Source organism: Streptomyces herbicida, from assembly GCF_032656585.1.
In the GTDB taxonomy this organism is placed as follows: domain Bacteria; phylum Actinomycetota; class Actinomycetes; order Streptomycetales; family Streptomycetaceae; genus Streptomyces; species Streptomyces herbicida.
In genome coordinates this window covers 152,317-174,011 of the sequence record NZ_JAUYWJ010000004.1, presented here as the reverse complement: position 1 = coordinate 174,011, position 21,695 = coordinate 152,317, and the positions used below count along the sequence as shown (strand labels likewise).

General features: G+C 70.0%; 21 protein-coding genes and 1 tRNA gene. 12 read left to right on the top strand and 10 right to left on the bottom strand.

Annotation, left to right across the window (positions count from 1 at the left end):
- Positions 1-18: 18 nt before the first annotated feature.
- The 7 genes from Q8A52_RS10505 (at position 19) to Q8A52_RS10475 (ending at position 8,181) form a co-directional block, all read left to right on the top strand.
- Positions 19-1,512: a CoA-acylating methylmalonate-semialdehyde dehydrogenase gene (locus tag Q8A52_RS10505; RefSeq protein WP_316750384.1), complete on the top strand. Its 1,494-nt coding sequence runs from the start codon at positions 19-21 to the stop codon at positions 1,510-1,512.
- Positions 1,513-1,545: 33 nt separating this feature from the next.
- The gene (locus Q8A52_RS10500; RefSeq protein WP_316750382.1) at positions 1,546-2,331 is read left to right on the top strand and encodes a GntR family transcriptional regulator; all 786 of its coding nucleotides are present in this window, start codon (positions 1,546-1,548) and stop codon (positions 2,329-2,331) included.
- A gap of 269 nt (positions 2,332-2,600) precedes the next feature.
- Positions 2,601-3,914, top strand: coding sequence for an ABC transporter substrate-binding protein (locus Q8A52_RS10495; protein WP_316750380.1), 1,314 nt, complete (start codon positions 2,601-2,603; stop codon positions 3,912-3,914).
- 8 nt (positions 3,915-3,922) lie between these two features.
- Entirely contained in the window at positions 3,923-4,903 is a 981-nt protein-coding gene (locus Q8A52_RS10490) for a carbohydrate ABC transporter permease (RefSeq protein WP_316750378.1), read from the top strand.
- Positions 4,900-5,796: a carbohydrate ABC transporter permease gene (locus Q8A52_RS10485; RefSeq protein ID WP_316750377.1), complete on the top strand. Its 897-nt coding sequence runs from the start codon at positions 4,900-4,902 to the stop codon at positions 5,794-5,796. The genes Q8A52_RS10490 and Q8A52_RS10485 overlap by 4 nt, the downstream gene beginning before the upstream one ends.
- Positions 5,797-5,995: 199 nt before the next feature.
- A complete protein-coding gene (locus Q8A52_RS10480) occupies positions 5,996-6,166 on the top strand; it encodes a hypothetical protein (protein WP_316750375.1) in 171 nt (56 codons plus the stop codon).
- Entirely contained in the window at positions 6,163-8,181 is a 2,019-nt protein-coding gene (locus tag Q8A52_RS10475) for a beta-galactosidase (RefSeq protein WP_316750373.1), read from the top strand. Before Q8A52_RS10480 ends, Q8A52_RS10475 begins: the two co-directional genes overlap by 4 nt.
- Before the next feature lie 195 nt (positions 8,182-8,376).
- Here Q8A52_RS10475 and Q8A52_RS10470 read toward each other — a convergent pair whose 3' ends face one another.
- The 4 genes from Q8A52_RS10470 to Q8A52_RS10455 all read right to left on the bottom strand — a co-directional run bounded on the left by Q8A52_RS10470 (position 8,377) and on the right by Q8A52_RS10455 (position 11,167).
- Complete coding sequence (locus Q8A52_RS10470) at positions 8,377-9,045, bottom strand: NUDIX domain-containing protein (RefSeq protein WP_316750371.1); 669 nt, start codon at positions 9,043-9,045, stop codon at positions 8,377-8,379.
- Positions 9,046-9,107: 62 nt separating this feature from the next.
- Complete coding sequence (locus tag Q8A52_RS10465) at positions 9,108-9,785, bottom strand: NAD(P)-dependent oxidoreductase (protein WP_316750370.1); 678 nt, start codon at positions 9,783-9,785, stop codon at positions 9,108-9,110.
- Between the two features lie 61 nt (positions 9,786-9,846).
- A complete protein-coding gene (locus Q8A52_RS10460; RefSeq protein ID WP_316750368.1) occupies positions 9,847-10,761 on the bottom strand; it encodes a sigma-70 family RNA polymerase sigma factor in 915 nt (304 codons plus the stop codon).
- A gap of 91 nt (positions 10,762-10,852) precedes the next feature.
- Positions 10,853-11,167, bottom strand: coding sequence for a CU044_2847 family protein (locus Q8A52_RS10455; protein WP_316750366.1), 315 nt, complete (start codon positions 11,165-11,167; stop codon positions 10,853-10,855).
- Positions 11,168-11,320: 153 nt separating this feature from the next.
- On the opposite strand from Q8A52_RS10455, the gene Q8A52_RS10450 reads away from it, so the two are divergent.
- Positions 11,321-12,013, top strand: coding sequence for a hypothetical protein (locus tag Q8A52_RS10450; protein WP_316750364.1), 693 nt, complete (start codon positions 11,321-11,323; stop codon positions 12,011-12,013).
- Between the two features lie 25 nt (positions 12,014-12,038).
- The gene (locus Q8A52_RS10445) at positions 12,039-14,159 is read left to right on the top strand and encodes a CHAT domain-containing WD40 repeat protein (RefSeq protein ID WP_316750362.1); all 2,121 of its coding nucleotides are present in this window, start codon (positions 12,039-12,041) and stop codon (positions 14,157-14,159) included.
- A gap of 78 nt (positions 14,160-14,237) precedes the next feature.
- Here the strand turns inward: Q8A52_RS10445 and Q8A52_RS10440 are convergent.
- Positions 14,238-14,311 (bottom strand) — tRNA-Pro (locus Q8A52_RS10440).
- 105 nt (positions 14,312-14,416) lie between these two features.
- Here Q8A52_RS10440 and Q8A52_RS10435 point away from each other — a divergent pair.
- The gene (locus tag Q8A52_RS10435) at positions 14,417-14,953 is read left to right on the top strand and encodes a DUF309 domain-containing protein (protein ID WP_316750360.1); all 537 of its coding nucleotides are present in this window, start codon (positions 14,417-14,419) and stop codon (positions 14,951-14,953) included.
- 55 nt (positions 14,954-15,008) lie between these two features.
- Positions 15,009-15,782, top strand: a complete 774-nt coding sequence (gene cobF, locus Q8A52_RS10430; protein WP_316750359.1) for a precorrin-6A synthase (deacetylating) — start codon at positions 15,009-15,011, stop codon at positions 15,780-15,782.
- A gap of 54 nt (positions 15,783-15,836) precedes the next feature.
- On the opposite strand, the gene Q8A52_RS10425 is transcribed toward cobF, so the two are convergent.
- From Q8A52_RS10425 to Q8A52_RS10415, 3 genes are read right to left on the bottom strand one after another with little or no spacing between them, the layout of a single operon-like run.
- Positions 15,837-16,583: a cobalt-precorrin-6A reductase gene (locus tag Q8A52_RS10425; protein WP_316750358.1), complete on the bottom strand. Its 747-nt coding sequence runs from the start codon at positions 16,581-16,583 to the stop codon at positions 15,837-15,839.
- Positions 16,584-16,611: 28 nt separating this feature from the next.
- Positions 16,612-18,291: a C1 family peptidase gene (locus tag Q8A52_RS10420; protein ID WP_316750357.1), complete on the bottom strand. Its 1,680-nt coding sequence runs from the start codon at positions 18,289-18,291 to the stop codon at positions 16,612-16,614.
- On the bottom strand, positions 18,291-18,581 hold the full coding sequence (locus Q8A52_RS10415) for a hypothetical protein (RefSeq protein ID WP_316750355.1): 291 nt from the start codon (positions 18,579-18,581) through the stop codon (positions 18,291-18,293). The genes Q8A52_RS10420 and Q8A52_RS10415 overlap by 1 nt, the downstream gene beginning before the upstream one ends.
- A gap of 229 nt (positions 18,582-18,810) precedes the next feature.
- On the opposite strand from Q8A52_RS10415, the gene Q8A52_RS10410 reads away from it, so the two are divergent.
- Positions 18,811-19,596 carry a TIGR01458 family HAD-type hydrolase gene (locus Q8A52_RS10410; RefSeq protein WP_316750353.1) on the top strand — a complete coding sequence of 262 codons (786 nt, stop codon included), beginning with the start codon at positions 18,811-18,813 and terminating at the stop codon, positions 19,594-19,596.
- Here the strand turns inward: Q8A52_RS10410 and Q8A52_RS10405 are convergent.
- Positions 19,585-20,358 carry a sulfite exporter TauE/SafE family protein gene (locus tag Q8A52_RS10405; protein WP_316750351.1) on the bottom strand — a complete coding sequence of 258 codons (774 nt, stop codon included), beginning with the start codon at positions 20,356-20,358 and terminating at the stop codon, positions 19,585-19,587. The genes Q8A52_RS10410 and Q8A52_RS10405 overlap by 12 nt on opposite strands.
- A gap of 90 nt (positions 20,359-20,448) precedes the next feature.
- Positions 20,449-21,636: a thiolase family protein gene (locus Q8A52_RS10400; RefSeq protein WP_316750350.1), complete on the bottom strand. Its 1,188-nt coding sequence runs from the start codon at positions 21,634-21,636 to the stop codon at positions 20,449-20,451.
- Positions 21,637-21,695: the final 59 nt, after the last annotated feature.

Genomic DNA, 21,695 nt, shown 5'->3' with positions numbered 1-21,695 from the left:
CTACGAAAGGCCCGCGCCATGAAGAACATCGACCACTGGATCGGCGGCAGAGCCGTCGAGGGAACCTCGGGCCGTTTCGGTGCCGTGTACGACCCGGCGACCGGCCGGCAGGAGAAGCGGGTGGCCTTCGCCACCGTCGACGAGGTGGACGCGGCCGTCGCCGCCGCGCAGGCCGCGTTCGAGGCCTGGGGCGGCACCTCGCTGGCCCGGCGGACCGCGATTCTCTTCAAGTACCGCGAGCTGCTGGACGCGCACCGGGACGAGATCGCCGCGCTGATCACCGCCGAGCACGGCAAGGTGCACTCCGACGCCCTCGGTGAGGTCGCGCGGGGCATGGAGATCGTCGAACTCGCCTGCGGGATCTCCGCGTTGCTGAAGGGCGAGCTGTCCACCCAGGTCTCCACCCGGGTCGACGTGGCCTCGATCCGGCAGCCGCTGGGCGTGGTCGCGGGCATCACGCCGTTCAACTTCCCGGCGATGGTGCCGATGTGGATGTTCCCGCTGGCGATCGCGTGCGGCAACACCTTCGTGCTCAAGCCGAGCGAGAAGGACCCCTCGGCCTCCTTCCGGCTGGCCGAGCTCGCCACCGAGGCCGGTCTGCCGGACGGTGTGCTGAACATCGTGCAGGGCGACAGGGAGGCCGTGGACCGCCTTCTGGAGCACCCGGACGTCGAGGCGGTGTCCTTCGTCGGCTCGACGCCGATCGCCAGATACATCCAGCTGAAGGCGGTCGAGCACGGCAAGCGCGTACAGGCCCTCGGCGGCGCCAAGAACCATATGCTCGTCCTGCCCGACGCCGACCTGGACTTCGCGGCCGACCAGGCCATCAACGCGGCGTACGGGTCGGCCGGCGAGCGCTGCATGGCCGTGTCCGTGGTGGTCGCGGTCGGCGACACCGGCGACGACCTCGTGGGCAGGATCGCCGAGCGGGCGAGGAACCTGCGGATCGGGCCGGGCGACGACCCCGCCTCCGAGATGGGCCCGCTGATCACCCGCGAGCACCGCGACAAGGTGGCCTCGTATGTGTCGGGCGCGGCGGAACAGGGCGCCCAGGTCGTGGTCGACGGCACCGGGTACACCGTGCCCGGCCACGAGGACGGCTTCTTCCTCGGCGTGTCCCTCCTCGACAAGGTGCCGGTGACCGCGGACGCGTACCGCGACGAGATTTTCGGTCCGGTGCTGTGCGTGGTCCGGGCCGAGACCTATGACGACGCCATCAAGCTCATCAACGACTCCCGGTGGGGCAACGGCACCGCGATCTTCACCCGGGACGGCGGCGCGGCCCGCCGGTTCCAGCTGGAGGTGCGGGCGGGCATGGTCGGTGTCAACGTGCCGATCCCCGTGCCCGTCGGCTACCACTCCTTCGGCGGCTGGAAGGACTCCCTCTTCGGCGATCTGCATGTCTACGGTAACGACGGCATTGCCTTCTACACACAGGGGAAGGTGATCACCACACGCTGGCCCGACCCGGCCGACGCGGGTATCGACCTCGGCTTCCCCAGCCACTCCTGATCCCGTCCCTGCGCTTCGCAAGGAGGTGCCCCGGTGGCGAGAACCGCTGATCAGCCTCGTCCCGTACCCGGCTCCGCGCTCGACTCCCTGGACTTCGCCCTGGACCGGGCCAGTCCGGTGCCGCTCTACTACCAGCTCGCCCAGCAGCTGGAGGCGGCCATCGAGCACGGGGTCCTGGCCCCGGGGAACCTCCTGGGCAACGAGATCGACCTCTCCACCCGCCTGGGCCTGTCCCGGCCCACGGTCCGCCAGGCGATCCAGTCCCTGGTCGACAAAGGCCTGTTGGTCCGCCGGCGCGGCGTCGGTACGCAGGTGGTGCACAGCCAGGTCAAGCGGCCGCTGGAGCTCAGCAGTCTCTACGACGACCTGGAGTCGGCCGGGCAGGGCCCGACCACGCAGGTGCTGCGCAACGAGGGTGTACCGGCGACCGCCGATGTCGCCGCCGCCCTCGGTGTCGCGGAGGGCAGCGAGGTCACGCTGCTGGAGCGGCTGCGCTGCACCCATGGCCAGCCCGTGGCGTTCTTGTGCAACTACCTGCCCGCGAATCTGCTCGAACTCGACACGGAACGCCTGGAGTCGACCGGTCTGTACCGGATGATGCGCGCGGCGGGCATCACCCTGCACAGCGCCCGTCAGACCATCGGCGCCCGCTCCGCCACCGCCGCGGAGGCCGCCCGCCTCGACGAGAAGGAGGGCGCCGCACTGCTCACCATGCAGCGCACGGCGTACGACGACACGGGCCGACCGGTCGAGTACGGGACCCACATCTACCGGGCGTCGAGGTACGCCTTCGACTTCCAGCTACTGGTCAGACCGTAACCGGAAGCCTCCCCTCACAGCAGCCCCCACGGCCGTCCGCGCCGTGGGGGCTCTGTGGCTGTTGGTTTCTGAACGAACTTGCGAGTGATCGTGTCGATTACGTTTCGGGCAAGAGACGCATGAGAGGGACGTGAGGTATTGACGCCTGCACGGACATGCGGCTGTTATTACGCCCACGATGTTCGGTCGAGTTGGTTTCTGATCGGTTTCGAGGACCTTTCGGTGGCCGGCTCACCTCCTTGACTGAACCCCTGCCTTCAGGAGCCGCCATGCGCCTCTCGCCCTCGGGTCTTGCTGTTCCGGGTCCCAGCCGTCGCTCCCTGCTCCGTGGAGTGGGTGGCGCCGCCGTCCTCGCCGGCGCCGGCATACCCCTGCTGTCCGCCTGTGGCGGCAGCGGTGCCTCGTCCGACCCGAAGACCGTCTCCCTCGGCTCCAACGCGTCCGACGCCGTGCCGAAGAAGGCCTTCGAAGCCGTCTACGCCGCCTTCAAGAAGCAGGCCGGCATCACGGTCGACGTGAACACCAAGGACCACAACACCTTCCAGGAACAGATCAACTCCTACCTCCAGGGCACGCCGGACGACGTGTTCAACTGGTTCGCCGGCTACCGGATGCAGTTCTTCGCGGCCAAGAAGCTCGCCACGCCGATCGACGACGTGTGGGCGAAGATCGGCGACAACTTCCCCGACGCGATGAAGAAGCTCAGCAAGGGCGAGGACGGCAAGTACTACTTCGTGCCGCTGACCACGTACCCGTGGGCGATCTTCTACCGCAAGAGCGTCTTCCAGCAGCACGGCTACAAGGTCCCCGCCACGTGGGACGAACTGGTCGCCCTGTGCAAGCAGATGAAGAAGGACGGCCTGGTGCCGATCGCCTTCGGCGACAAGGACGCCTGGCCCGCGATGGGCACCTTCGACCAGATCAACTTCCGCCTCAACGGCTACGACTTCCACGTCCAGCTGATGGCCGGCAAGGCCGCCTGGACCGACGCCAAGGTCAAGGCCGTCTTCGACCACTGGGCCGAGCTCCTCCCCTACCACCAGGACGGCTTCATGGGCCGCACCTGGCAGGACGCCGCCCAGAGCCTGGTGTCCAAGAAGGCCGGCATGTACCTCCTCGGCTCCTTCGTGGCACAGCAGTTCACCAACAAGGCCGACCTGGACGACCTCGACTTCTTCCCCTTCCCGGAGATCAACTCCGCGTACGGGCAGGACACCGTGGAGGCGCCCACCGACGGCTTCATGGTGAGCAAGGCCCCCAAGAACCACGACGGCGTCGTGAAGCTGCTGGAGTACCTGGGCAGCCCGGACGCCGAGCAGACCTACCTCAAGGTCGACCCGAGCGTGGTGGCCGCCTCCAGCAAGGCCGACACCTCCTCCTACTCGACGCTGCAGAAGAAGGCGTTCGACATGATCAGCGGCGCCAAGAGCCTCACCCAGTTCATGGACCGCGACTCCCGGCCGGACTTCACCTCGACGGTGATGCAGCCCGGACTGCAGAAGTTCCTCCAGAACCCCAAGGGCGTGGACAGCTTGCTGTCGTCGATCGAGCGCCAGAAGAAGCAGATCTTCGCGTCCTCGTGAGCAGCGGCATGACGACCGACATGACGACGAAGACCCCGGAGGCGGCCGCCGTGCCGCCTCCGGGTGCTGCCTCCGCATCCAAGCGGGCCACGCAGGGCCATCAACGCCTGCTGACCCGCCGTGACCGGTTCACGCTCGCCCTGATGGCGGGCGTGCCCACGGTCCTGCACGTGGCCCTGGTCTGGGTCACCGCCCTCGCCTCCATCGCGCTCGCCTTCACCACCTGGGACGGCATCGGGTTCGACTCGATCAAGTGGGTGGGCCTCGACAACTTCAAACAACTCTTCAACGACAACCCGCAGTTCTGGCCGGCCGTCCAGCACAACATCATCTGGTTCGTCGTCCTCATCCTCATCCCGACGCCGCTCGGCCTCTTCCTCGCCGTCCAGTTGGACAAGAAGATCCGCTTCAGCCGCGTCTACCAGACGGCGTTCTTCCTGCCGGTCGTCATCTCGATGGCGTGCATCGGCTTCGTCTGGCAGCTGGTCTACAACCCGGACACGGGCCTGATCAACAGTCTGATCGGGGCCAACAAGCCCGGCCACTACATCGACTGGATCGGCGACCCGGACCTCAACCTCTGGGCCGTCCTCGTCGCCGCGTCCTGGCGGCACACCGGCTACATGATGATCCTCTACCTGGCCGGCCTGAAGGGCGTGGACCCGTCCCTGCGCGAGGCCTCGGCCCTGGACGGCGCCAACGAGTGGCAGACGTTCAAGAACGTCATCTTCCCGACGCTGCGGCCCACCAACACCGTGGTCCTGGTGGTCACCATCATCGAGGCCCTGCGCGCCTTCGACCTGGTGTTCGTGTTCAACAAGGGCGCCCAGGGCACCGAATTGCTGTCGATCCTGGTGACCAACAACATCATCGGTGAGTCCAGCCGCATCGGTTACGGGTCGGCGATCGCGGTGGTCCTGCTGGTCATCTCGCTCGCCGTGATCATCCCCTACCTGGTGGCCACCTTCCGGAAGGAGCGGCGATCGTGAGCGCCCCCACCCTCGCGGCCGGCGCGCTCAAGAAGCGCGCGCCGGTCCGCCCCGCCCGCATCCTGCTGCACGTCTTCCTCGCCGGCACGGCCCTCGCCTGGCTCGCCCCGCTGCTGTGGGCGGTCTTCTCGGCCCTGCGCCCGTACAGCGAGACCAGCGAAAAGGGCTATGTGTCCTGGCCGGACACGCTCAACTTCGACAACTTCAAGAACGCGTTCGAACAGTCGGACATGACGCACTACTTCGGCAACACGCTGCTGATCGCGGTGCCGGCCGTGCTGCTCACGCTGTTCCTGTCGTCGATGGTCGCCTTCTACGTCAGCCGCTTCGACTTCCGCCTCAACCTCGCGCTGCTGCTGGTCTTCACGGCGGGCAACCTGCTTCCGCAGCAGGTCATCATCACCCCGCTGTACCGGATGTATCTGCTCACCGATCTGCCCGGCATCACGCAGAGCGGCAAGCTGTACGACTCCGCGCTCGGCCTGGTGCTGATCCATGTGGCGTTCCAGTCCGGCTTCTGCGCGTTCGTGCTCAGCAACTACATGCGCTCGCTGCCGCACGAACTGACCGAGGCCGCGCTCGTGGACGGCGCCTCGGTGTGGCGGCTTTACTGGCAGATCACGCTGCCGCTGTGCAAGCCGGCGATGGCGGCCCTGGCCACGTTGCTGTCGATCTGGATCTACAACGATTTCTTCTGGGCCCTCGTGCTGATCTCGACCGGCGAGAACATGCCGATCACCTCGGCGCTGAACAACCTCTCCGGCCAGTACTTCACAGACCCCAACCTGGTCGCCGCGGGCGCCCTGCTCACCGCGATCCCCACGCTGATCGTCTACTTCGCGCTCCAGCGGCAGTTCGTCAGCGGTCTCACCCTGGGCTCCAACAAGGGCTGAGCCGACTCCACTTGAAGGAGAACCCCGTGCGCAACCCGTTCACCCCCGTCGCCCTCCCCCGAGGTGCGGTCGATCAGGCCGGCCGGTCCCCGCCGGCGACGGCAGCCCGCTGCACGACGGCCGCAACCGGGGCCACGACCTGTACGTCCTGGACACCGCCCACCCGGCCGCGGCGGCCTGCCTGGCCGACGTCTTCGCGATGCTGCGCGCCGAGGGCTACGACTGTCTCAAGGCCGACTTCCCCTACGCGGGCGCCCAGGACGGCGTACGGCACTCGCTGATGGCCTCCAGCGACCGTCTGCTTTCCCTCGACCAGTGGGGCGTGGACATCACGCGCCGCCTTCCGACCTCGGCGGGAGCCACCCGATGAAGCGCACCCTGTCCGTCCCCGGCATCGCCTACGGCGGCGACTACAACCCCGAGCAGTGGCCCGAGGAGGTATGGGCCGAGGACGTACGCCTCATGCGTGAGGCAGGCGTCACCATGGTCAGCGTCGGGATCTTCTCCTGGGCGCTGATGGAGCCGTCCGAGGGCGCGTACGACTTCTCGCGCATGGACCGGATCCTCGACCTGCTGCACGAGAACGGCATCGCCGCCGACCTGGCCACGCCGACCGCGGCGCCGCCGGCCTGGTTCTTCCGGGCCCACCCCGAGGCGCTGCCGGTCGACCGGGACGGCCGGACCCTCTCGTACGGCAGTCGCCAGACGTTCTGCCCCAGCAGCCCGGCCTACCGCGAGGCGGCCCTGCGTATCGCGGGCGCGCTCGCCGAGCGGTACGCGCACCACCCGGCCGTCGTCATGTGGCACGTGCACAACGAGTACGGCTGCCACAACGCGGCCTGCTACTGCGACACCAGCGCGGAGGCCTTCCGCCGCTGGCTGCGCGCCCGGTACGGCGACGACCTGGCGGCGCTCAACCATGCCTGGGGCACGACGTTCTGGAGCCAGTGGTACTACGAGTGGGACGAGATCCTCCCGCCCCGGGCCACCGGTGCCGTGCCCAACCCCACGCACCGGCTGGACTGGCGGCGCTTCTGCTCCGACGAGCTGCTGTCGCTGTGCACGGCGGAGCGCGACGTCCTTCGGGCGGCGGCCCCGGCGACACCCGCCACCACCAACTTCATGGTGATGCACAACTTCGACGCGCTGGACTACTGGCGCTGGGCGCCGGAGCTGGACATGGTCTCCAACGACCACTACCTGATGTCCGCGGACCCCGAGTCGGAGATCGACGTGGCACTCAGCGGCGACCTGATGCGCTCCCTGGCCGGCGGCCCATGGCTGCTGATGGAGCACTCGACGGGTGCCGTGAACTGGCAGCCGGTCAACCGGGCCAAGCGCCCCGGCGAGCTGCGCCGCAACGCCCTCGCCCATGTGGCGCACGGCGCGGACGGCATCGCCTACTTCCAGTGGCGGGCCGCGAAGGCGGGCGCCGAGCAGTGGCACTCGGCGATGCTGCCGCACTCCGGCACCGACAGCCGGATCTGGCGGGACGTGGTCCGTCTCGGTGCGGATCTGAAGGCCCTGGCCGAGGTGCGCGGCAGCACGGGTGCGGCCGAGGTCGCGATCGTCTGGGACTGGAACGCCCGCTGGGCCGTGGAACTGCCCTCCCAACCGAGCGGCGAACTCCGCTACCTGGAGCTGGTGCGGGCCTGGTACGAGCCGCTGTGGCGCTCGGGCGTGGCCGTGGACTTCGTCCGCCCCGACGCCGACCTCTCCGCGTACCGCGTGGTCCTGGCCCCGAACCTCTACCTCGTCGACGACACGGGCGCGGCGAACCTCACGTCGTACGCCGAGCGCGGCGGCACGCTGGTCGTCGGCTTCCACAGCGGGGCGGTCGACGAGAACTGCCATGTGCGGCTGGGCGGTTACCCGGGCGCGTTCCGGGAGGTCCTGGGCGTGCGCACCGACGAGCTGTTCCCGCTCCTGCCGGGCGAGCCGGTCGGCCTGAGCGGTGCGGTGCCGGACGGCGCCTCGGGCACGCTGTGGTCGGAGCGGGTGCGGCTGGAAGGCGCCGAGGCGGTCGCGTCGTACGCGGACGGCCCGCTGACCGGTGTCCCGGCCGTGACCCGCCACCCGCACGGCACGGGCACCGCCTGGTACGTGGCGACACTCCCCGACCCGGACACCCTCGCCTGGCTCCTCGACCGCATCCGCGGCGAGGCGGGCGTGACGCCGGTGCGCACCGCCCCGCCCGGGGTCGAGGTGGTCCTGCGACGCGGTACGGACGCGGACTACCTGTTCGTCATCGACCACTTCGGGCAGGGAGCGGAGGTCCCGGTCGCCGCGGGCGCAACAGAGCTCCTGTCCGGCAAGGAGACTCCCGGTACGGTCACCGTCGAGCCCGGCGACATCGCCGTCGTAAGGGAGCCGCGGGCTCAGTGAGTCCCGTCCGACCGGAGCCGCTGACCGGGCGTCATTTCCAGGTCCGGGCGTCGCCGATCCCGCGGCCGTGGATCGGTCCCGGTGGTGCGGTACTTCATGCCGCTGCTCCCACCGTTCGCGCACCCGGGACGTCGGGTGCGCGAACGGGGGTCTTCAACTTGAAGCGCGCTTCAAGTCAAGAGGCGGCCGCTCGGGTCACGACGTGGCGAACGGCCCTTCCAGCGCCGCCCATTGGAGCAGCATGATGGTCTTGGCGTCGGCGATCTCACCGGTGCGGATCATCTCCAGGGCCCTACGGAAGGGGAGTTCGAGGATCTCGATGTCCTCGCCCTCCTCGTCCAGTCCCCCACCCTCGTGCGTGCGGGTCGAGGGTCCGTAGGCGGCCGCGTAGAAACTGACGCGTTCGGTGACCGAGCCCGGGCTCATGTAGACGTCGAAGACGTGCTCCACCGCGCCGACGGTGTGCCCGGTCTCCTCCACCGCCTCGCGCCTGACGGCGATCTCCGGGTGCTCGTCATCGTCGTCGAGCAGCCCGCCCGGCGTCTCCACCAGCATGCCGTCCGGGTGCCCGTTGACATACACCGGGAAGCGGAACTGCCGGGTGAGCAGCACGGTTTCGCGCTCCTTGTCGTACAGCAGCAGCGTGGCGCCGTTGCCGCGGTCGTGCGTCTCGCGTTGCTGGGTGCTCCAGGTCCCGTCGGCGCGCTGGATGTCGAAGGTGGTGGCACGTTCGACGTACCAGTGGCTGGACAGGAGCTTCACCTCCCGGACCTTGACCCGCGGATTGCGGCTCAGCTCCAGCCCGGTCCGATCGAGTCCGGTACGGCCCCGGCGGTCCGGGATGTCGATGCCTTCGGTCGTCATGGTCACCTCTCTATCACCCGGGCCCGCGGTGCCTCGGTGACCACGGTCATCGGTGCGCGCGGTCAGTAAGCGACGCCCATCGTGCGTCGGATCGTCTCGGGGTGGTCGAGCACCGACAGCATGTGATGGGCGACGTCGGCGCGGGAGATGTGGGTACCGCCGCGCAGGTTCTGCTCGAACGCCGTGCGGTAGACGCCGGTGAGGGGCTTGTCGGTGAAGCGGGGCGGGCGCGAGATGGTCCAGTCCAGACCGCTGTCGCGCACCAGGTCCTCCATCACGGCGAGGTCGGCGTAATGCGCGCCGAACATGGTGCGGGCGAACGGGGCGCCCAGGTGGCGCATGAAGAACCCGTCGCCCGCATCGTGCTTGGGCGGGTTCGGCCGGGCCGGCGACGCCACGGTGCCGATCGGTGCGGCGCTGACGACCACGAGGCGCCGTACATCGGCCGCCTGCATCGCGGCCACGACGGCCCGTGTGCCGCGTGAGGTGATGCCCGCGTCGGACCGTGGCCTGCGGGGCCCGAGTCCGGACAGGACGGCGTCGCGGCCGTCGACTGCGGACGCGAGCACGCCCGGGTCCGGCGCCGCCAGATCGGCCGTGACGACGCGCACCCCTCCGCCCTGCTCGGTCAGATTCGCGGGGTTGCGTACGACGGCGGTGACGTCGTGGCCCGCGGCGACGGCCTGTTGGAGAAGGTGGTGGCCGACGCCGCCGGTGGCCGCGAAGATCGTGAGCCTCATGGGTGGTTCCTCCTGGGCTTGGGTGAATTACCGGATCGCGAGATCCGCCGTCGGTCCCGCGTCACGCGAGGCCCGTGAGCTTCTCGGGATTGGTCAGGAAGTAGATGCCGCACACCTGTTGGCCGTCCGGCACCAGGTCGAGGACCAGTAGGGCGAAGGGCGAGTCACCGCTGAACAGCAGCGCCGAGGGGTCGCCGTTGACCCGCCGGTAGCGGACGTCGAGGCCGCTCGGGGCCCGCTCGGTCCCCCTGGCGAGCAGCTGGGCGACCTTCTCCCGGCCGTGCACCGGCCGCGGACCCGCGGCGGTGGCCTTGCCCCCGCCGTCGGCCCACAGCGTCACGTCCGGCGCCAGGAGCCGCAGCAGTGTCTCGAGATCGCCGCCGGAGACCGCGGCCACGAACCGCTCGGTGACCTCCTGTCGCAGCCGCGGATCGGCCCGGTAGCGCGGACGGCGGGCCCGGACGTGCTCGCGTGCGCGATGCGCGAGCTGGCGTACGGCGGCGGGGCCGCGCCCCAGGATCTCCGCGGTCTCGGTGTGGGCGTAGCCGAACACCTCGTGCAGGACGAACACCGCGCGCTCCAGCGGGGTGAGCGTCTCCAGGACGACCAGCAGGGCCATCGACACCGACTCGGTGTGTTCGGCCGGGTCCACGAGAGGAGTGACCAGCGGCTCGGGCAGCCACGGACCCACATAGGTCTCGCGACGCCGGTCGATGACGGCCTGCCGGGCGAGCGCCTTGTGCACCGCGATCCGTGCCAGATAGGCGCGCGGACTGCCGATCGGCTCCGCGTCCCGCGCCTGGCCCCTGGACGACCACGCAAGCCAGGTCTCCTGCAGCACGTCCTCGGTGTCGGCGATGCTGCCGAGCATGTTGTACACGATGGAGAACAGCAGCTCACGGTGTCGGACGAACACAGTGGTGGCCGCGTCCACGGCGCTTTCCCGGGCACTGCCCGCCGACGGGGTGTCGGACATCTTCTGACCTCCTGCGGTGTCTTGCTTCTAGGAGCAGCAGGAGGACCCGGAGTGTGACATCCGGAGGCGACGGTTGCTCAGGGCCGGCGGGTCATGTCTTGTTCCACGTCAGACTGACCTTCAGCTGGGCGGAGGCGCCGGCTGCCGTGATGATCGCCCCGGCCTGGGCGGTGAGCTGGATACCGAACTCCACCACGAGCGAGTCCGGCCGTTGCGCGAATTCCTCCACTTGCGCGGCCACGCCACGGGTCACGGCCCGCACGGCACCCATGACCGACTCGAAGGAGCCCTCGGCTCGTTCGATCATCGCGGACGCCGACGCGCCGCGGGTGAGGACAGGGCTCTCGGCCCGATCATCGGAGACCCTGACCAGAACCGTACTGCCGTCATGTAGCACAAACTCCATGATGGTCATACAGTATCAATTAGCACGAAATGCCAGGTATTGCCAGGTAGTTGACAGTTCTTCCATTCCCGGGCGCGTGCCTCCGGAGCGAGGGGCGGGTCGGCGGGCTTCGGCCGCCGAGACTCACGATGCCACTCCGGAAGGAGCTGAGTGATGCCACTCGCCATCGAGATCCTGCTCATCGTCATCGGCGTTGTCCTGCTCATGCTCGCCCTGATCGGGAGCGGCATTTCAAGGCGCCTGATGACCATCCCGAAGATGCAGCGGGCGCCCCGCGCAGTGCTCGCCGTCCTCGGTGTCCTCCTGCTGGTCGCCGGAACATGGCAGCTGGCGACGGAGAAGGAAAAGCGTGAGCTGACATCCGCGGAGCTGGGCGAACACCTCCCTGCCGCCGTGGACAGAAGCAGCTGCGTCGAATCCAAGCAGGTTCCCGAGGGGGCGGTCGGGCTCGACTGCGGTACCGGTGACAGCACGCCGGAATACTTCTCTTTCGTGATGTTCCGCGATGTGAACGCCATGCAGGATTTCCTGGACAATCAGATCGACCCCGGGAACCTTTCCGGATCCTCCTGCGACAACAGGGACGACTACAAAAAGGGTGCGAGATTCGAGTACAGCCTGGAAAACCCCAGTCTGACCGTGGGCGACATGATCTGCTATGAAGACACCGACTCCATCCCCTGGGTCGCATACACGGACCGACGGTTCAACATCATCGTGCAAGCCCGCGAAAAGGACCCCGCGAAATTCGCCGGCTTCCTCGATTGGGTCACCAATTCACAGCCCACAGGGCGGTCCATCCCCGAACCGGCGACGCCCTCGGCATCCGCCGCCGCACAGCACTGATCCTGGCGCAGGAGAGTAGGGCGCCATGCCGGAGGAGTTCGACTTCGTCGTCGAGATGAGCGAGGCAGCCGACGGCTACGACATCGAGGTGTCGTCGCCGTGCGGCGAGGACCGCCTCATCACCCAGATCGACGCCCATGGGCTGTTGAACAGGCTGCCCACGCTGCAGGCCGCGGTCCTCGGCTCCGCGGCACGCTCCCGAGGCGTGAGCACCGAACTCGAGGCACCGGTGCGGGAGGTCGGCGGCGTCCTGTACGACGCGGTGTTCCAGAACGCGATCAAAGCGCTCTATCTCGCCAGCAGACAGAAGGCGCGGGACCGGGACCAAAGGCTGCGGCTCATCCTGCGGGTCCGCTCGCCGGAACTCGCCGCGCTGCCCTGGGAGCTTCTCCACGACGCGAAACTCGGCGGCTACCTGTGCCTGCATCACCCGGTCATTCGCTATATCGAGGTCCTGGAGCCGGTTTCACCGCTTCGCGTACGGCCACCGCTGCGGATCCTGGGCATGGTGGCGCTCCCCGGCTCCATGGGCGCCCTGGACGCCGAGGCGGAACAGGAAGGCCTGAGCGCCGCACTGAAGCCGCTCATCGACGAGGGCATGGTGCAGCTCGAATGGGCCCGCGGCCAGACCAAACAGGATCTCTTCCAGGCCCTCCTGCGCGGCTGCCACATCCTGCACTTCATCGGCCACGGGAAATTCGACGAACGTCACCGTCAAGGAATGATCGTCTTCTCCGACGAGCACGGGCGGGAGGACTCCCTGCACGCGGAGGCCCTCGGCTCGCTCATCAGCGTCGCCGACCCCTCGCCGCGCCTGGTCGTGCTCAACAGCTGTGAGACGGGGACCTCGAACGCACAGGACCTCTTCTCCAGTACGGCGGCGGAGCTGGAGCACACGGTGCCGGCGGTCGTGGCCATGCAGTTCCCGGTGACCGACAAGGCGGCCGTCCTTTTCTCCCGGGCCTTCTACCTGGCGCTCGCGGCGAATCGACCGGTCGACGAGGCGGTGCGCACGAGCCGGATCGCCCTGCGCGCGGACAAGGACGACAGCCTCGAGTGCTTCACCCCCGTCCTGTACCAACGCAGCGGCGACGCCCGGCTCTTCGACCTCACGTCCGCGAGAAGGAGCACCCCCACGCAGACCATAGTCAGGGACATCAATCAGCTTCAGCGGGACACCCAGAGCCACGAAATCCCGGAACCGCCCCCGAGAATCACGGAAGCATCCCGGAAGGCCACATCGGCCACCGAATCTTCGCGTCCGGGTGTCACACCGTACCCGGAGATCAACACGGAACGATGGGTCGTGAGCATGGCCGTTCACCCCGAGGGCACGCTGGTCGCCACCGGAGCCCGCAAACTCGTGCGGATCTGGGACGCCGCCACCGGCCGGGCGACCTGGGACCGCACCCTCGGCGGCTGGAGCACCATGGTGAACGCGCTGGCCTTCAGCGGCGACGGCAAGAAGCTGGCCACCGGCAGCACGGACAACATCGCACGCGTCTGGGAGATGGAGACCGGCTCCGTCGCACGGGAATTCAAGCATCGGCATTTCGTGAACGCGGTCGATTTCGACAAGGGCTCGAGATATCTGGCCACCGGGAGTGCGGATGCCACGGCGCGCGTCTGGGATCTCACCACCGGCAGCCCGACCGTGACCCTGCGCCACGCCCGCGCGGTCAAAGACGTCAAGTTCAGCCCCGACGGACGGTTTCTGCTGACCGCGTGCGAGGACAAGAGGGCCTATGTGTGGAACCTGGACACGGGTGAGCAAATAGCACAGGTTCCGCACAATGATTTCGTGCTCCGTGTCGCGGTGTCTCCGGACGGGCGGAAAATCGCCACCGGCAGCCAGGACCGCACGGCCCAGGTCCGCGAAACGGGCACTTGGCGACCGCTCTTCCACGTGGAACACCGCGCCGGCCTGCGAGGGGTGGCGTTCAGCCCCGACAGCGGCCAGGTCGCCACCGCGAGCGAGGACGGCGACGTGCGCGTGTGGCAGGCCGATACGGGACGGCAGCTGTTTCACATCGATCACAAGCGTTCGGTGAACGCCGTGGCCTTCTATCCGGACGGCCGGTTCCTGGCCAGCGCCGGCGAGGACAAGGTGGTGCGCAATACGCGGCTTCCGGAAGCCCACGCATGATCACGGCCCATATGCACCGAGGCTCCGTTCGCCTCGGCGAACAGAGCCTCGATCATGTCGAACGGAGCGGAGCTCCGGTCGGGACGACAGGATTTGAACCTGCGACCCCTTGACCCCCAGTCAAGTGCGCTACCAAGCTGCGCCACGTCCCGGTGCGCTCACTCACGGTGACCCGTGTGATCGCGCGAACAGCACTTTACCGCACGTGCCGGGCCACGCCGAAGGGGGCACCGCGGCGGCGGTGGACAATCGGTCGTATGGGCAGCGCAGAGGCATCGCGGGGACAGCCGGTGGAGACCCGGGACCGGGACAGTGAGGGGCGCGCGAGGAACGCGAGGCCGCGGGACGGGCTCGGGCGGCCGTTGCCGTACGGCGCCGCGGGGGTGGAGCGGCAGCCCGAGGGGGTAGCACGGACTCCCCGGGAGACGGTCTGCGAGGCGCAGGCTCTGCTGGACGCGGGGAAGCCGTTCCACGCGCACGAGGTCTTCGAGGACGCCTGGAAGTCGGGTCCGCAGGACGAGCGCGCGCTGTGGCGTGGGCTGGCCCAGCTGGCCGTGGGGCTCACGCACGCGGCCCGGGGCAATGCCACCGGCGGCGTACGGCTGCTGCGGCGCGGCGCGGGTGCCGTCGAGGAGTGGGCGGCGGAGCGCGGGGAGCTGCGGCCGTACGGGATGGATCTCGCCGGACTCGTCGGTTGGGCCCGGGGCCTGGCGGACGACGTGGAGCGGGATGCCGGGACCGCGATCGACGCCGGGGCGCGGGCGCCTCGGCTGCGGGGGCACGCGGCGCCGTAGCGGGGCGTGTGGAGGCGGTGCACGCACTGTCAGTGGCATGCGGCAGACTCGGGGCGTGCGAAAGATTCATGTCATCGGTATCGGTGCGGGCGACCCCGACCAGCTGACCCTGCAGGCGGTCCGGGCGCTGCGGAGCACCGACGTGTTCTTCCTCCTGGAGAAGGGCGAGGTGAAGAACGATCTGACGCGGCTGCGCCGGGACATGCTGGACGCGCACATACCGGAGGGGTCGTACCGGCTGGTGGAGGCGCGCGACCCGGAGCGGGACCGGAGCGCCGGCGGTGCGGCGTACTCCCCTGCCGTCGGGGACTGGCGCAGCGCCCGCGCCGACATCTACGAGCGGCTGATCGCCGAGGAACTCGGGGCGGACGGGACCGGGGCCTTCCTGGTCTGGGGGGACCCCTCGCTGTACGACAGCACACTCGGGATCCTCGAGGAGGTGCTCGCCCGGGGTGCGGTGGCCTTCGAGTACGACGTCGTGCCCGGCATCAGCAGCGTCTCGGCACTCGTCGCGCGGCACCGCACGGGACTGAACCGGGTGGCCCGGCCGGTGCAGATCACCACGGGGCGGCGGCTGGCCGAGGGGTTCCCGGAGGGGGTGGACGACGTGGTGGTGATGCTCGACGCGCACCAGACCTTCCGGCAGTACTCCGACCAGGACATCGACATCTACTGGGGCGCGTACATCGGCACCCCGGACGAGATCCTCGTCTCCGGTCCCATCGCCGAGGCCGGCCCGCACATCGAGCGGGTGCGCGCCGAGGCGCGTGCGCGCAAGGGCTGGATCATGGACACGTATCTGCTGCGCAGGCACCCCGAGGACGAGTGACCGGCACTCCCCGGTCACGACCGGGGTTCCTCGGCCACGACCGGGGTTCCTCGGTCACGACGGGTCGAGGCCGAGCCTCTCCAGTACGGCCGCCACGTCGGGGACCGCGGTCACGCCGGGCGGAAGCGGGGGCCGGTGTACGACGACCACGGGCAGGCCGAGTTCGCGCGCGGCCGTCAGTTTGGCGGCCGTCGCCTCTCCCCCGCTGTCCTTGGTGACCAGCACGTCGATGCGGTGGACGCGCAGCAGCGTCAGCTCGTCGGCCACGGTGAACGGCCCGCGGGCCAGGATCACTTCGGCGTCGGGCGGCATCGGCGGCTCGGGCGGCTCCACGGACCGTACGACGAAGTGCAGTTCCGTCAGCCGGGCGAAGGCCGCGAGGCCCAGACGGCCGGTGGTGAGGAAAACCCGTCGGCCGAGGCCGGGCAGCGCTTCCGCGGCCGCGGCCAGGGACGGGACCGGGTGCCAGCGGTCGCCGGGAGCGGGCCGCCAGCCGGGGCGGCGCAGGACCACCAGGGGCAGCCCGGTGGCCCGCGCGGCCCGTGCCGCGTTCGCCGTGATCGACGCGGCGAAGGGGTGCGTGGCGTCCACGACGGCGTCCGCCCGCTGCTCGCGCAGCCAGTCCGCGAGCCCCTCCGCCCCGCCGAAGCCACCGATCCGTACGTCGCCCTCCAGTGTCCCGGGCCGGGTCACCCGGCCCGCCAGCGAGGTGGTGACCCGGACACCGGGTCGGGCCGCCAGGCCGGTGGCCAGCCGGCGGGCCTCGGTGGTGCCGCCGAGGATCAGGACGTGCGGGGACATGACAGTGAGCGTACGACGCCGGTTCCGGTCAGGTGATGATCGGTCCCGGGTGCCAGCCGTTGCCGTCCCGCCAGTAGTGCTGGACGCGGCCGTCGGTGCGTTCCGCGATCAGCTCCAGGTTGGTGCCGTACGTGCTCTGCAGCAGCCCGAGGACGCGGCGGACATCGGCGCCGAAGACCGCCGAGCGGGTCCAGGGGCCCGGGGAGGTGTTGTAGCGCCACCAGTGCTCGATCTGGCCGCCCGCGACGGGGACGCAGAGTTCGAAGTTGCCGATGCCCGCGTCGTTCCCGGCGCCGTAGGTGCCCTCGATCAGGCAGGGTGCCTCGGTCGCGCCCGCGCCGAAGGTGTCGATCCGGGCCCAGTCCGCGCCGGTGGCGGCGCGCCGGAAGTGGGCCAGGCGGCCGCCGGACACCGTGGCGACGTAGTGGAGTTCGCCCTGGCCGTTCTCCGGGGATCCCGTGACGCCGAGCTTGCTCTGCACCAGCGAGGGCCCGCCGAAGGCGATGCCGGAGCCGAACGTCTGGCGTTCGTACCACTCGCCGGGGGTGTGGGTCCACGGCGCGCTGTTGTGCTTGGTCCAGTGGTGTGCCCGGCCGTCCGCGGTGACCGCGACGACCTCGAAGTCGCCGGGCGCGCCCCGGTTGCTCTGCACGAATCCGGGGATGCCGATCGGGTCGGCGGGGCCGAAGAGGGTGGCGTCGTTCCACAGGCCCCCGGACTGGTCGTAGTAGACATGTCGCAGTCGGCGGTAGCTGCAGCGGTAGACGAGTTCGTAGTCGCGGTTGAAGCTGCTCTGCACCGCGGTCGGGAAGTCGAGCGCGTCGTCGTGGAAGGTGTCCCGCCACACGTCGGTCGAGCGCACCTGGCCGACCCGTGCCCAGGGCGCCTTGGCGTCGGCGTTCTCCCGGTACCAGTGGTCGATGCCGGCGCCGGCCTTGACGAAGAGCTCGAAGTTGTTGCGCAGGGCGCCGTTGCCGCCCTGGACGAGCACCCCGTTGCGCAGCCGGCGTTTCGCCCACGGGTCGGGGTTGGTGCCGCGCAGCCCGGTGAAGCTCGCGCCCTCGAGGAGTCCGGCGTCGTAGGAGACCCGGCCGAAACCGCCGACGCCCCAGCCCGTGCCCCAGGAGTTCTTGACGATCCAGCAGCGGTCGTCGTCGTCGAAGCCGACCACGAGCAGGGCGTGCGCGCCGCCGGGGGCGCTGGTGGTGGGGCGGTAGATGCCGTCGCGCAGGCTGCCGAAGTCCACCGGCGGGACGACCACCGTGGCCATCGGGCCGACCAGGTCGATCCACTGCCGCTTCTGCGCGGGGTCGGTGAGGGTGGTGGTGGCCCCGGCCGCGATGCGCATCGTGCGGCCCGCGCGGTCCGGTGTGGTGGACAGCGGGGTGGCGCGCAGATCGGCGCCGTGCGGCTTGGCCGTGTACAGCGACGCGGACTCGCCCCACGGGAAGCAGTCGGGGTCGGCGAGGCCGTAGCGCTCGGCGAAGACGGTGCCCTCGCCGATGTTGCCGAGGTCCCAGGCCTGCTTGCCGGTGCCCCGGGCGAGGTCGCCCTCGGAGCGGCGGGCCCACAGCAGGTGCTCGATGCGGATCATCGCCTCGTACAGGGCGGTCGTGGCGAAGGCCCAGCAGTTCTGCGAGCCGCCCTGGTTGCGGACGCTGGTGATCCAGCCCCGTCCGAAGCGGTTGCGCCAGTCGACGACGGCCATCACTGCTCACCCCCGTTCGGCGGCAGCAGTCCGGCTTCGCGCCAGCGGGCGCGGAGGTCCGGGTTGGCGGGCGGCTGCGCGCTGAGCAGGTCGCGCAGGTCCACCTCCTCCGGGAGTGCCTCGAGCCGCAGTTCCTCGGGCGCCTCCTCCTCCAGGAGGGCGCCGCGCGGCGGGTCGGGCAGCGGGGCGTCGTCGGACAGGGCGGGATCCACCGTCCAGGGGTCGCCCAGTTCGGTCAGTAGCCGGCGCAGTTCGCCGACCGTGCGTGGTGCGGGCGCGCTGGTGCTCACGTTCGCTCCTCCCCCGTTCGCGGCCGTCCTCCGGCCGTCCTCAGGCCAGTGCAGGTGCAGGCTCGACGGACCGTCAAGCGCGAGGGGTCGATGGCGTAGCGGCGGTGCCGGGAAGTGCGGCAGCGGTGCCGGTGGCGTTCGAGCCAACCGGCGTAGTGGAAGTGGACCGCCCTCTCGGGAGGCGATGTCGTGCGGTCCTGGGCGCCGCCCGGATCGCTATCGTCCAGGCATGGAATCCGTGCGTGCCGTGCTGATCGACATCGACGGGGTGCTCACCGTCTCGTGGCAGCCGCTGCCGGGGACGGTGGAGGCGTTGCGGGAGATCCGTGCGGCCGGGCTCGGGGTCGCGCTGGTCACCAACACGACCTCCCGTACGCGCGCGTCGATCGCCGAGACGCTGACGGAGGCCGGGTTCGAGGTGAGGGCCGAGGACGTCCTCACCGCACCCTCGGTCACCGCGGCCCATCTGGCCGAGCACTTTCCCGGCGCCCGGTGCGCCCTGCTCAACAGCGGGGACATCGCGGAGGACCTCGCCGGCATCACCCTGGTCGACGGGGACACCGTCCCGGATGTGGTCGTGGTCGGCGGCGCGGGGCCCGAGTTCGGCTACGTGGCGCTCAACCGGGCCTTCGGGCACCTCCAGCGGGGTGCGCGGCTGGTGGCCATGCACCGCAATCTGTACTGGCGGACGGACGAGGGGCTGCAGCTGGACACGGGAGCGTTCCTGGTCGGGCTGGAGAAGGCGGCGCGGGTCGAGGCGGAGGTCACGGGCAAGCCGTCACCGGCGTTCTTCGGCGCGGCGCTGGCCCGGCTGGGCGTGGGTGCGGACCAGGCCCTGATGGTGGGCGACGACATCGAGTCCGACGTGCTGGCGGCGCAGCGCGCCGGGATCACCGGGGTGCTGGTGAAGACGGGCAAGTACCTGCCGGAGACGCACGAGAAGGCGAACGGTACCCCGGACCACGTCCTGGACTCGTTCGCGGACCTGCCCGCGCTGCTGAACCTAGCGCAGTAGCAGCTGAACGCCGCCCACGACGGTCGCCGCGATCACCAGCTGCTCGAACAACCGCTGGTTGATCCTGTTCACAGCCCATGTGCCGAACAACCCCCCGGGCACGACGAACACCGCGAGCGCGGCGTCAAGGAGCAGCGAGCGGCCGTCGATCAGGCCGAGGCCGGCGCTGAAGGGCACCTTGGACACGTTCACGATCAGGAAGAAGAAGGCCGAGGTGCCAAGGAAGCCGAGCTTCCGGAAGCCCGCGGACAGCAGGTACATCGACATCACCGGGCCGCCCGCGTTGGCGACCATCGTGGTGAAGCCGCCGAGGACGCCGTAGGAACGGGCCTTGACCCGGCCGGCCCGGGTGACGACCGAGTCCGGCTCCTCGTCCGCGTCGGCCCGGCGCCGCCGCCACACCGTGACCGCGGCCATCAGCAGCAGGATCGCGCCGATGGAGGTCCGTACGATCCCGTCGTCGGCCCACACGAGGAACAGCGTGCCGAGCACCACGCCGGCCGCCACCGCCGGGAACAGCCGCCACAGCGTCGGCCAGTGGGCGTGCCGGCGGTAGGTGGCGACGGCGAGCAGGTCGCCCGCGATCAGCACGGGGAGCAGTACCCCCGTGGAGGCGCGGGCGGGCAGGACGGCCGCGAAGATGGCGAGGCTGACCGTGTTGGCCCCGCTGACGGCGGTCTTGGAGAAGCCGACGAGCAGCGCCGCGAAGGCGAGGGCGGCGAACTCCCAGCCGGTTGTGTGCCAGAGCGTCATCGTGTTCATGCGGGCACCGATGCTATGCGCATGCATGCGGTGCCGTAAGGAGCGTCTCGGCTGGTGGTCGTGATACCGACCGGCGCCGAGAAGTTCCGTTCAGTGCCGCTCCACCAGCACCGCGCTCCCCTGCCCCACGCCCACGCACATGGTCGCCAGCCCGCGTTCCGCTCCGGTGCGCCGCATGCGGTGGAGCAGGGTGGTGAGGATGCGGGCGCCGGAGCAGCCCAGCGGATGGCCGAGGGCGATCGCGCCGCCGGTCGGGTTCACCAGTTCCGCGTCGATGCCGAGCTGGTCGACGCAGGCGAGGGCCTGGGCGGCGAACGCCTCGTTGAACTCGGCCTCCTGGAGGTCGCCGATCTCCCAGCCCGCGCGGGCGAGCGCCTTGCGGGTGGCCGGCACCGGGCCGATGCCCATCACGTCGGGGTGCACTCCCGCCGAGGCACCGGCGACATACCGGCCCAGCGACTCCAGCCCCAGCTCGTTCAGGGCCTCTTCGCTGACCAGCAGCAGTCCGGCCGCGCCGTCGTTCATCGGCGAGGCGTTGCCCGCGGTGACCGTCCCGCCGGCCCGGAAGACCGGCTTCAGCCGGGCGAGTTTCTCGTACGAGGTGTCCTCGCGGACGCACTCGTCGCTGTCGACGACAATGCCGTCCGGGCGCTCGACGGGCAGGAGTTCGTCGTCGAAGTGGCCGTTCTTCCGTGCGGCGGCGGCGAGTTGGTGGCTGCGCAGCGCGAACTCGTCCTGGCGCTCGCGCGTGACGCCGTACCGCTCGGCGACCTCCTCGGCGGTCTCTCCCATGGACAGCAGGCCGTGGAGCTCCTTCATCGCGGGGTTGACCAGGCGCCAGCCGAGGCGGGTGTCGACGGTCTCGATGCGGTGCGGCAGGGCCTCGTCGGGGCGGGGCAGGACGAAGGGGGCCCGGCTCATGGACTCGGAGCCGCCGGCGATCACGATGTCGGCCTCGCCCGCGGCAACGGTGCGGGCGGCGGTGGTGACGGCCTCCAGACCGGAGGCGCACAGCCGGTTGACGGTGGCGCCGGGTACCGATTCGGGCAGTCCGGCGAGCAGTGCGGCCATCCGGGCGATATTGCGGTTGTCCTCGCCCGCCTGGTTGGCTGCACCCCAGTAGACGTCGTCGATGCGGGCCGGGTCGAGCGCGGGCACGTCGGCGACCAGGTGGCGGACCACCGTCGCCGCCAGGTCGTCGGGCCGGACCGAGGACAGGGCGCCGCGCAGCTTGCCGATGGGGGTGCGGCGGGCGGCCGCGAAGTGGACGGGACGCACGACAGGACTCCTGACCGAAGACATTGCCCAATTAATTAGCACTGCTAGTTTTGGACTAT